At 65.8% G+C, this 11,213-nt stretch carries 10 protein-coding genes; 2 read left to right on the top strand and 8 right to left on the bottom strand.

Annotated elements, in window-relative coordinates; genetic code table 11:
- Positions 1-3 precede the first annotated feature (3 nt).
- Together ACZ5YA_RS18355 and ACZ5YA_RS18350 are read left to right on the top strand one after the other, a co-directional pair.
- A complete protein-coding gene (locus ACZ5YA_RS18355) occupies positions 4-1,011 on the top strand; it encodes an acyl-CoA dehydrogenase family protein (protein WP_251878932.1) in 1,008 nt (335 codons plus the stop codon).
- A gap of 24 nt (positions 1,012-1,035) precedes the next feature.
- Complete coding sequence (locus ACZ5YA_RS18350) at positions 1,036-1,821, top strand: crotonase/enoyl-CoA hydratase family protein (protein WP_251878934.1); 786 nt, start codon at positions 1,036-1,038, stop codon at positions 1,819-1,821.
- Between the two features lie 57 nt (positions 1,822-1,878).
- Here ACZ5YA_RS18350 and ACZ5YA_RS18345 read toward each other — a convergent pair whose 3' ends face one another.
- From ACZ5YA_RS18345 to ACZ5YA_RS18310, 8 genes are all read right to left on the bottom strand, one after another.
- On the bottom strand, positions 1,879-3,210 hold the full coding sequence (locus ACZ5YA_RS18345; protein ID WP_464091046.1) for a M20 metallopeptidase family protein: 1,332 nt from the start codon (positions 3,208-3,210) through the stop codon (positions 1,879-1,881).
- 52 nt (positions 3,211-3,262) lie between these two features.
- Positions 3,263-4,465: an amino acid aminotransferase gene (locus tag ACZ5YA_RS18340; RefSeq protein WP_464091045.1), complete on the bottom strand. Its 1,203-nt coding sequence runs from the start codon at positions 4,463-4,465 to the stop codon at positions 3,263-3,265.
- A gap of 44 nt (positions 4,466-4,509) precedes the next feature.
- A complete protein-coding gene (locus ACZ5YA_RS18335) occupies positions 4,510-5,421 on the bottom strand; it encodes a fumarylacetoacetate hydrolase family protein (RefSeq protein WP_464091044.1) in 912 nt (303 codons plus the stop codon).
- Between the two features lie 38 nt (positions 5,422-5,459).
- The gene (locus tag ACZ5YA_RS18330) at positions 5,460-6,443 is read right to left on the bottom strand and encodes a Bug family tripartite tricarboxylate transporter substrate binding protein (protein WP_059373896.1); all 984 of its coding nucleotides are present in this window, start codon (positions 6,441-6,443) and stop codon (positions 5,460-5,462) included.
- Positions 6,444-6,630: 187 nt separating this feature from the next.
- A complete protein-coding gene (locus tag ACZ5YA_RS18325) occupies positions 6,631-7,071 on the bottom strand; it encodes an acyl-CoA thioesterase (protein ID WP_223283277.1) in 441 nt (146 codons plus the stop codon).
- 61 nt (positions 7,072-7,132) lie between these two features.
- Positions 7,133-8,758 (bottom strand): class I adenylate-forming enzyme family protein, encoded by a 1,626-nt coding sequence (locus ACZ5YA_RS18320; RefSeq protein ID WP_118931516.1) that lies wholly within the window; start codon positions 8,756-8,758, stop codon positions 7,133-7,135.
- Positions 8,759-8,791: 33 nt separating this feature from the next.
- Positions 8,792-10,453: an AMP-binding protein gene (locus tag ACZ5YA_RS18315; RefSeq protein ID WP_251878942.1), complete on the bottom strand. Its 1,662-nt coding sequence runs from the start codon at positions 10,451-10,453 to the stop codon at positions 8,792-8,794.
- 64 nt (positions 10,454-10,517) lie between these two features.
- A complete protein-coding gene (locus ACZ5YA_RS18310; RefSeq protein WP_118931518.1) occupies positions 10,518-11,201 on the bottom strand; it encodes a TetR/AcrR family transcriptional regulator in 684 nt (227 codons plus the stop codon).
- Positions 11,202-11,213 lie beyond the last annotated feature (12 nt).

The raw sequence follows: 11,213 nt of genomic DNA, 5'->3' as shown, positions 1-11,213 counted from the left end.
GACATGAGCGACAACGATCTGTACGCCGATGCCGCGCGCCAGGTGCTGGCGGACCATTGCACGCCGCAGGCGGTGCGCGATATCGAAGCGGGCGGCGACTCCGCCGGCAGGATCTGGCGACAGCTGGAGGAGACCGGCCTGGCCGATGCGCTGGTCGGCGAGGACGAGGGCGGCTCCGGGCTGAGCCTGGAGCAGGTATTCGGCGTGCTGGAGCAATGCGGCGCCCACGCGTTGCCCCTGCTGCTGGGCGAGACCATGATTGCGCGCGCCTTGCTACCTGCGGGACAGCGGCCGGCGGGCAGCATCGCCCTGGCGCGCGGCGTGCAACAAGCGGATGGCGCCTGGCATTGCGCGCTGGTGCGCGGCGGCGCGGTGGCTGACAGCGTGCTGGTGCAGACGGGCCACGTCTGGCGCCTGCTGGACGCCGCGCAGGCGCACAGGGAGCCGCAGGCGCTGGCATTGGACGCCGCCATGCGCTGGACGCCGGCGCAGGTCGCGACGGCGCCGCAGGCGCCGATGGATGCGGCTATCGACGTGCGCACCGTGCAGGCCAGCGTGGTCGCGCCGCAGATGGCGGGCGCGCTGGGCAGCGTGCTGGAGCGCACCCTGCAGTACGCCAACGAGCGCCAGCAGTTCGGCCGGCCCATCGGCAAGTTCCAGGCCATCCAGCATCAGCTGGCCGTCATGAGCGAACACGTCTGCGCTGCCCGCATGGCGGCGCAGCTCGGCTGCCATGCCGACGGCGTGGCGCCGGACCGGCTGCGGGTGGCGGTCGCCAAGGCGCGCTGCAGCGAGGCGGCGCTGGTGGTGTCCGAGCTTGCGCACGCCGTACATGGCGCGATCGGCTTCACGGAAGAATACGACCTGCAACTCTACACGCGCCGCTTGCATGCCTGGCGTCAGACCGCGGGCAGCGAGGCCTACTGGCAGGACGTGGCGGGCGAGGCGCTGTTCGCGCACGCAGGGCCAACCCTGGACCTGGTGCGCACGATTACCGACGTCCCGGCGTAAGCCTGGCTTTCAGGAGACACTTGCATGGCTTTTCTGCAAATAGAGCGCGACGGCGGCATTGTCGTCGCCACCATGAATCAGCCGGAGACACGCAATGCGCTGACCGGCAACACCGCCATCGAAGAGATCGTGCAGTTGTGCGCGGACATCCGCCAGGACGCCGGCGTGAAGGTGCTGATCCTGACCGCCGCCGGGCCGATCTTCAGCTCGGGCGGCAACGTCAAGGACATGCGCCGCTTTTTCGACGATGCGCTGACTCCCGAGCGCATCTGCGAGGAGTACCGGCAGGGCATCCAGCGTATTCCGCTTGCGCTGCATGGCCTGGACGTGCCCGTCATCTGCGCGGTCAATGGCCCGGCCATCGGCGCCGGCCTGGACATCGCCTGCATGTGCGACATCCGCATCGCGGCCGACACGGCCACGTTTGCCGAGAGCTTCGTGCGCGTGGGCATCGTGCCCGGCGACGGCGGCGCCTGGCTGCTGCCGCGCGCGGTGGGCATGGCCCGCGCCAGCGAAATGGCTTACACGGGCGAGGCCATCAGCGCGCAGGATGCGCTGGCCTGGGGCCTGGTCAGCCGGGTGGTTCCAGCCGCCGATCTGCTGCCCGCCGCCAGGACGCTGGCCGCGAAGATCGCCGCCAATCCCGGCGGCGTCATGCGCATGACCAAGCGCCTGCTGCGCGAAGGCCAGCACAGCAGCCTGGCGTCCTTGCTGGAGCTGTCGGCCAGTTACCAGGCCCTGGCCCACAAGACCGCCGAACACCGCGAGGCGGTCACCGCATTCATCGAGAAGCGCGCGCCGAAGTTCTGAAGGGCGGCGCTGCCGATGCGTTGGCGCGTCGGCAGCGTCGGATCCGATCCTCGCTGCCTACTGCTTGTCCATATACGTCAGCGCGGAAGCCACCAGCGCGCGCACGCCCACGCGCAGCGCGCTCTCGTCGATGGCGAACTCCGGCGAATGGTTGGGCGCGCCGCTCTTGTCGCCGAACGGCGAGGCATTGATGAACCAGAAGACCGAGGGTACCTTGCCGCTGACGCCATAGGCGCCGAAGTCCTCGCTGCCGGTGGATGGCGCCGGCATTTCAACCGTCTTGCCGGCGCCGGCCGCTGCCTGCCATGCTGGTATCAGGCTGCCGGTCAGGGATTTATCGTTGTCGACGACCTCGTAGCCGGTGTAGATGTTCACCTTGGAGCTCAGGCCGTAGGCCTGCGCAATATGCTCGGCGCGTGCGCGGATGGCCTCGTGGACGATGCGTTGGTTGTGCGACGATAGCGAGCGTACCGTGCCTGCCAGTTCGGCGCTTTCGGGCAGGATGTTTGCGCGCCGGCCACTTTGCAACATGCCGATGGACAGCACGGTGACGCCGTCAGACTGATCCACCTTGCTGCTGGTGATGCCCTGCAACGCCAATGTCAGTTCGGCCGCGGGTACGAGCGCGGGATTGGCGGTCCATGGGCGGCCGCCGTGTCCGCCTTTGCCGTGCAGCGAGATCTCGAAGCGGTCGCCGCTGGCCATGGTAGGGCCGGCGCGGTAGGCGATGGTGCCGGAGGGCGCGCCGGCGCCGATGTGCTGGCCGAAGACCACGTCCACTTTGGGATTCTCCAGCACGCCCTGCGCGATCATGGCCCTGGCGCCGCTGGGTTCCTTGTCGGGTCCCCATTCTTCCGCGGGCTGGAACAGGAAGACGATCGTGCCGGGCAGTTCCTCCCGCATCGCCGACAAGGCCTTGGCCGCGCCCAGCAGCATGGCGACATGAGTGTCGTGGCCGCAGGCGTGGGAAACCGATACCTGCTCTCCGCGCCAGACGGCCTTGGCCTGCGAGCGGAACGGCAGGTCATTGCGTTCCTCGACGGGCAGGGCGTCCATGTCGGCGCGCAATGCCACTACAGGCCCCGGCTTGCCGCCCTTGAGCACGGCCTTGATGCCGGTACGCGCCACGCCGGTCTCGACGGTGATGCCCGGCATCGCGCGCAGGGCGTCGGCGATGTATTTCGCCGTTTCCGTCTCCTGGTACGACAGCTCCGGATGCTGGTGTATGTGGCGTCTCCATGCGATCACTTCAGGTTCGGTCTGGTCCGCCCGTTGCAGAGCTTCCTGCAGCAGGCCGGCGCCGGAGGCGGCCACGGGCATGGAGGGAGCCAGGGTCAGCGCCAGCATCAATCCGGAACTCGCGGCCATAAGCCGGTTGAGGAGGGGCATGCCTTGCTCCAATCAGTGGGTCGCCTCGGATCTGCGGGCCAGGGAGAAATTTTCAGCGCCGGGCGCAGGCCGCGATGGCGCCTGCGACGTAGTCGATGTTGCCGTCGGTCAGGCCGGCCACGCAGAGTCTGCCGGATTTCAGCAGATACACGGCATGTTCGCGCCGCAGCGATTCGACCTGCTGGGGACTCAACCGCATGTAGCTGAACAGTCCTTGCTGCCGCTCGATGTAGTCCCAGGTTTCGGGCGCGCCGGTCAGTTGCGTCAGCGCGCCGGACAGGCGGGTGCGCAGGCTGACGAGCCGTGTCCGCATCTGCTCCAGTTCTTCGGTCCAGACCTGCCGCAACGCGCGATCGCTCAGAACGGCGGCGACCAAGGCAGCGCCAAACGTAGGAGGCGTGGAGTAGTTGCCGCGTATCAGCAACTTGAGCTGGCCCAGCGCGCGGTCCGCGGCGGCTTTGTCGCGACACACGATATTCAGGGCGCCGCAGCGTTCGCCGTACAGGGAAAAGTTCTTCGAGAAGGAGCTGGCGACCAGACATTCCACGCCCGCGCGCGCCATTGCACGGATTGGTTCGGCGTCTGCGTCCAGGCCTAGTCCAAACCCCTGGTACGCCAGGTCGAAAAAGGGAATCAGGCCTTGGCGCGCAAACAGTTCGGTCAGTGCCTTCCACTGATCCGCGGACAGGTCCACGCCCGTTGGGTTGTGGCAGCTGGCGTGCAGCACGACGATGGACCCGGCCGGCAGGGCCTGCAACGCGTCATGCATCTGCGCGAAGCGCACGGTGGCAGTTTCGGCGTCATAGTAAGGGTACTCATGCACCGTGAAGCCTGCCTGGCGAAAGATCTGGGCATGGTTCTCCCAGGTCGGATCGCTGACCCAGACCGTCGCGTCGGGGCGGATTTGGCGCAGCAAGTCCGCGCCCAGCTTCAAGGCGCCGGTGCCGCCGACGCTTTGGGCCGTCACCACGCGCTCAGGTTCAGGGCCATCGGCGCCCAGGACCAGTTCTCTGGCGGCGTTGCGGTACGGCGCCGATCCGGGAATGGGCAGGTACGGATGCGGCTTGTCCGCCTGCACGAGCATGTCGCGCGCCTGGCGCACGGCGCGCATCACGGGGATGGTGCCATCCTCGGCAAAGTAGGTGCCGATGCTGAGGCTCACCTTGTGCGGAGCCGGGTCGTTCTGGAAGGCTTCAACCAGCGCGAAGATCGTATCGCCGGCCGCAGCGGGCAGGGGGGAGAAAAGGGACTGCATGGAGCTGCCTCATGAGGAAGATGCGGCCGCGGCGGGCCAGGATGTCAGCGTGGCGCTTGGATCTGCACCGCCAGCGTACCGATGCCTTCGATCGTTGCGCTGATTTCGTCGCCGACATTGAGGAACGTGCCTTGCGGCGCGCCCACGCCGGCGGGCGTACCTGTCAGTACCAGATCGCCGGGCTCCAGCGTCATGATGCGGCTCAGGGTCACCAGCTGCTCGCGGATGTCGAAGACCATGCCGCTGGTGCGCGCGTCTTGCTTGCACTGGCCGTTGACGCTGAGCGTCAATCTCAGATCCATGGGGTCGCGGATGAACGCCGCAGGCACCAGCCTGGGGCCGAGGGGGCAACTGGTGTCATGCGCCTTGCCGGCTACCCAGTCCAGCTTGTAGAAGGTGTCGGGCGCCTTGTTGAGATCGCGCGCCGACATGTCCACGGCCACCGTATACGCCGCCACATGGTCGAGCGCGTCTTCCAGGCGCAGGTTCCTGGCGGTCTTGCCTATCACCAGCGCCAGTTCGATTTCCCAGTCCAGGCGTTCGCAACCGATGGGCACGTGTACCGTTGCGCCCTCGCCGACCACGGCCTGGCGCGGCGGCTTGAAGAAGAAGAACAGGCGCTGCGCGGATTTGTCCGCGGCATTCGGCACGTTCATTTCCGCCAGATGGTCATGGTAGTTGGCCCCCGCGCACAGCACCTTGCCTGGATACTGCAGCGGCGCCAGATGGCGGACCGGACCGGCGACTTCGTGACCGGCGAGCGCCGCGCGGCGGGCTGCCGCTTGCTGCAGCAATGCCAACGAGCGCGGCCAGTCCTCGAAGAGTTCCCGGACGGACGCGTCCAGCGCCGGCAGGTCCAGGATCCTCGCGCAAGCGGCAAGGGGATAGTGGCTGCCATCGATCTCCAGGCAGGCGACAGGACGGGAGGTGACGTCGAGAGTGGTCAATGCAAACATGGATACTGATCCGGTGAGATGGGAAAGAGAGGCGTCGCTCAGTCGATGACGAAGCCGGACTGGGCCACCGTGTCGCGCCACTGGTCGAACTGCTCCCGCGCGAGCGCATCGACGGCCTGCGGTGTGCCGCCGGCCGGCCGCATGCCCAGCTCGGCGACTCGCTTGGCCACGTCAGGCAGGGCCAGGATCTCGTTCACCGCCGTGTTCAGCTTGCGGACGGCCGGCTCAGGGGTGCCGGCCGGCGCATACAGTCCGGCCCAGCCCGAGGTCTCGAGTTCGCCCAGCCCGAGTTCGCGCATGGTCGGCGTTTGCGGCAGCGCCGGTTCGCGTTGCGCGCTGAAGGTCGCCAGAACGCGCAGTTTGCCAGCCTGCGCCAGGGGGACGACTTCGCCGGCGTCCATCACGATGGCATTGATGTGTCCGCCCAGCAGCGCGGTGACGGCGTCCTTGCCGCCCTTGAACGCGATGTGCTCCAGCGGCGTATCCAGGCGCCTGGCCAGCGAAACGCCCAGGAAATGCTGCAGGCTGCCGGTGCCGGATGTGCCGTAGAACGTCTGGTCCGGATTTTGTTTGGCCCAGGTCCGGAATCCCTCGAACGAGGTGATGGGGCTGTCAGCCGCGACGGCAAGCACGATGTCCCAGCTCACCAGCTGCGTCACCGGCTTGAGGTCGGTGAAAGGGTCGTAGCCGAGCTGACGGAACAGGTGCGGGTAGAGGAAGATGGCCACGCCTGGCGCCACCAGCAGGCTGTTGCCATCCGGCGCCGCGCCCTTGACCGCCTGAATGGCGATGCGCGTCTGCGCGCCGGGGCGGTTCTCCACCACCACCGGCCGCTCCAGATGGCTGGGAAGCTTCTCGGCCACGATCCTGGCTATGGTGTCGAACGAGCCGCCGGCCGGCAGGCCGACGACCAGCTTTGCAGGCTGCTGCGCGTGGCCGCTGGCGGCCATGAACAGGCCGGCCAACGCCAGGTACTTGAGTCGGGTTATCAGGGCGGCCCCGCCGGGAACGGCTGTCTTCATCTTGTCTCCACGGTCTTTTTATTTGAGTTGACCCTGGCGAGGATTGTAGGCGCGTGGTGAAAACCGTCTAATGAAGATTAGTCATCGGGTGAAAGCCAATAGGAATTATAAAAATAGGAACGGCGCCGCGGCGACCTGTCTGCCGTCCCGCTCGGCGATGGCCACCACGGCGGCCAACGGACCAGGGCTAGGGATAGACGGGCTGGTCGCGGCGGGTGCCAGCGCCCCAGTCCACATCAAGACTGGCGATTGGCGCAACCTTGCGCGTCGCATTGTCGATGCACACGAGCCCGGCCTTCCCCGTGGCGACCGCGCGCCCGCTCTGCTTTTCCGTCAGGTGAAATTCCAGATCGAAGCCGTACTGGTTGAAGTTGTCGGGGGCGATTTCGATGCGCAGGACTTCTCCGTGGTGACTTTCTGACTTGTATTGAAGGGCCAGGTCCGCCACGACGAAATGATGCCCCTCGATGTCTTGTTCCTGATAGCCCAACGAGTTGATGAACCTGACCCTGGCCTCCGAGACCAGAGTGATCAACTGGGCATGGTCGAGGTGTCCCCCGTAGTTGATGTGGCCGGCATAGATCTGGATCTCGGTGGCGAAGGGGTAGTGGCTTCTGGGTTCGAACAAGAGGCGTGGCACGTGAGGAAGACTAAAAGAGTGTGTGTTGAAGGATGAATTCCGCGCGCCGCTATTGGGGCTCGCAGGGACTGCCGTCAGTGGCGGGCGCGCGTCGCGCGATCAGGGCGGGCAGGTCTCGTTTAAGTACCTTGCCCATGGGGTTGCGTGGCAGTGATTCCAGGATGAACCAGTGCCTGGGTACTGCGTAGTCGGCCAGCCATTGGACGCAGTGCGCCTCAAGGCGCTCGCTATCCAGCGCCGCGCCGGGCCGGAAGACGATGCAGGCCGCCGCTTCTTCGCCCAGCTTGGGATGAGGGAAGGGGATCACCGCGACTTCCTGTATTTGCGGCAGGCGCTGCAGCGCGTTTTCGATGGCGGCGGACGAGACTTTCAGGCCGCCGCGATTGATCACGTCCTTGCTGCGGTCGACGAAGCGGAACAGCCCGTCCTCGTCCTGGACCACGATGTCGCCGGTGTGTAGCCAGCCGTTGCGAAAGGTGTTTGCGCTTTCCTGCGGGTTTTCGAAGTAGCCTTGGGCCATGCTGGGGCCGCGAAAGCATAGTTCGCCTGGCTCGCCCGGCGGGACTGCTTGACCGTTCTCGTCCACCGCGCGCAATTCGCAGTTGGGCATGGCGGCGCCGATCATTCCCGCCTTGGCGGGCAGCCAGTGAGGCGGCAGGCTCGCGCCCGCAGGTCCGCTTTCGGTCATGCCCCAGATCTGCATCTGGTCTACCCAGGGCCAGGCCTGGGCTATGCGTTCGATGGCGGCCACGGGCATGGGCGCGCCGCCATAAGCGATCCGCCGCAGGCGCCCCAGGGCGTACGTTCCGCGTTCGCATTCGTCCAGCATGTACTGGATCACGGCGGGCACGCCATGGTAGACGGTGGATTGCTCGGATTCCGCCAGGCGCAACCGGTCAGCGTTGCCGGGCAGATGCTCCAGGACGAAGCCGGCGCCGTGCACCCAGGAGGACATGCATCCAAGATTCAGGCAGGAACTGGTGAAGAATGGAAAGGCGCCCTGGTAGAGGTCGCCGGCGCCCAGCCCGACCGCCTGACCGACGGCGAATCCGGCGGCGATCATGCTCCGATGGCTGTGGATGACGGCCTTGGAGCGGGAGGTCGTGCCCGAAGTAAAGAGCAAGCATGCGGGCGAGTCCGGATCCGGGCCGACGGCCGCGGATAGACCGGCGTCCGTGCCGTGCAAAGGGTCTTGCCATGCGTTCGCGGCATTCGCGGGGGCGTCGATATGCACTTGCCTGGTGCGTGTCAGGCGTTGCAAACGGGCGGCCGACGCCGTGCCGCAGACCACCAGAGCGGGGGTCACCAAGTCCAGCGCGTGGACGAGATCGTCGTCGGCGGCGCGCGTGTTCATGGGCACGGCAACCGCGCCTATGGCGAAGCAGCCGAGCGCAGTCAGGATGGCTTCCCGTCCGGCGTCGTTCGCCAGGTAAATGGCGACCCGGTCGCCGGACTCGATGCCGATGGCGCGCAGCCACCCCCCCATCCGGCGTGAAAAAAGAGCTAGCTGCGCGTAGGTCAGACGATCGCGAAAACCCTGAATCGATTGCGCTGATAACGCGACCCGATGGGGCTGCTGTCTGGCCCGCAGTTCAAGCAGTTGTCTCAGGGTTTTGCCGGAGACTGCATCCCACGAGGGCGGGAGCGAATCATCATGCGGCGCTTCGGATTCCATGATTTTTGCCTCTGCTGCGATTGAGCGATGGGATCATGCCTGCGCGAGCAGGCGGGGCGCATCCTGGCAGTCTTCCGTGGTGGCCCGGGCTTTGAGGACGTGCTTGAGTACCTTGCCGGTGGCGGTACGCGGCAGGTCGTCCACCACGAACATGCGTTCCGGGAATTTCTGGCGAGCCAGCCTGGCGCTTTCCAGATAGGCCAGCAGGCCGGGAAAATCCAATTCGCGTCCGGGCCGCAGGACCACGTAGGCGCAGGGTGTTTCTCCCATCCTGGCATGGGGAAACGCGACCACCGCGGCCTCCTGGATGGCTGGATGCTGATGCAGGAGATCTTCGATCTCCTTGGGACTGATATTCTCGCCTCCGCGGATGATCAGATCCTTCATGCGGCCGGTGACGGTGATGTAGCCGTTCTCGTCGATGTAGCCGAGATCGCCAGTGTGGAAATAGCCGTCCGCGTCGAAGGCTGCTTCGGTATCGCTCGGATCGGTGTAGCCCAGCATCACTTCCGGTCCTCGGGCCGTGATTTCGCCGGCCAGGCCAGTCGCGAGCGGCACGCCGCTAGCCGGATCCACGATGCGGACTTCATGGTTGAAAATCAGGCCGTCGGTCTTGGCGCCCCACTCCGCAGGGTCGCCCTGGGCGATGCCGAGCGAAATGGTGGGCGCCTCGCTGCTTCCGTAAATGCGGAACGTCTTGCAGTTCGGCAATACGGCATAGGCCCGTTTGACTACCTCGGGCGGCACGGGGGCGCCGCCGCTGCCATAGAGCCGCAGGGAGGGCAGTTGGATGCCGCGCCGGTCGACTTCGGCCACCAGCTCGACCAGGAAGGGCGTCGCGCCTATGCTGAACGACGCCTGGTGCCGCTGGATTGCGTCCAGCGCGGCGCTCGCCTCCCAGCGCTCCATCAGCACCGTTTTTGTTCCTTGCAGAAAGGGCAGCTCCAGCGCATACAGATAGCCCGTGATATGGGTAACGGGAGACGGCATGAGCAGCACATCGTCCCTGGACAACCCCCAGAAGTCGGTGACGGCCTGGACTTCGGCGCGGAGGGTATTGTGGCTATGCAGAACGCCTTTGGGGTTCCCGGTGGTGCCAGAGGTGTACAGCAAGAGTTTGACGGCGTCGGGATCGGCGCGGGTGAATGGTTCCAGGGGAGCGGGGCGGTCTACCCAGGAAGCATACGAGGCGACCCCGTCCGCTTCGGCTCGAACCAGGACTACGTGTTCCAGGTGAGGCAGATTCGGGCGCAGCCGCTGGATCATTTCAAGGTAGTCGATGCTGCGGAAGCGATCGGGAATGAACAGGACCCTGGCCTTTGAATTGGCAAGGATGAAACTGAGTTCCGCGTCGCGGTAGATAGGGACGATAGGATTGCAGACGAACCTGCCGATGGCGCAGGCCAGATTGATGACCAGGGTTTCGCGCCAGTTCGGCAGTTGGAAGCTGACGACGCTGCCAGGCTGCAGGCCATGGTCGCGCAGCGTCGCCGCGAGGCGCAGCGCTTGATTCCATAGCTGCTGAAACGTCAGTCCGCCGGAATCGTCCGCCACGGCGGTCCGGTCCGGGTAGTCGCGTGCGCACTGGCCCGCGCTCTCGGCCAGGGGGATGTTCTGCCATCGTCCGTCGCCCGCATACCGAGCCGCCATGTCCGGGCCGAGTCGTGTCTGCCAGCCACTCCCGTCTGTGTGCATTTCTGTCTCCCGCATCGTTTTTCGCCGGCGCCCGTCTGCGTGGACGGGGCCGTGCCGTGGGTGTTCAGGTCAAGCCGCCACGCACCAGCTTCATATAGGTTTCGACCACCGACTCCGGCAGGGTCGCGCCCGCGTCGCCCGCCGCTTCCGCGTCCTTGACATAGCGCAGGTAGAGATAGCTGCGTGCCGCCATGAACATGTAGGCCAGGGTTTCCAGTTCCTGTTCCCGATAGTTGACGATCTCTCCGGCCTGGACTCCTCTGGAGAGGGCTTCGACGTAGTGCTGCGTGATCAGCTTGAAGTGCGCCAGGTACGCGACCGGCGCGGCGATTTCGGCCTCATTGAGGATACGGAAGAATCCTGGACGCTCCTGCAGAAACTTAAAAAACGCGCGGAATCCTCTTTCTTCCATGTCCAGCACGTTCGCCGCGCCCTTCACCTGGTTGCGGATGAAGATCAACATGTCCTGGCCGACATGGGGCAGGAGCTCGTCGAACAGCGCCTGGCGCGATTCGAAGTAAAGATAGAACGTGCCTTGCGCGATTCCCGCGGCTTCGGTAATGCGGTTGATGGAAGCATCGCCGTAGCCGTGTTTTCCAACAACCTGCGCCGCAGCGCTGAAGATAGCCGCCCTGGTTTCTTCGGCCCGTTCGTCGCGGGTTTGCTTTTTTCGGGGACGGCTCTTGGGGCCGGCGGAAAGCGGCGCGGAAGGCGCCGATGCCGATTTACTCGGGTTGCGTACAGTCATGGAGCATCATCA

This window comes from Achromobacter sp. JCM 18799 (assembly GCF_055395645.1).
The sequence above is the reverse complement of the archived record's forward strand: the minus strand, read 5'-3'. Positions and strand labels throughout refer to the sequence as shown.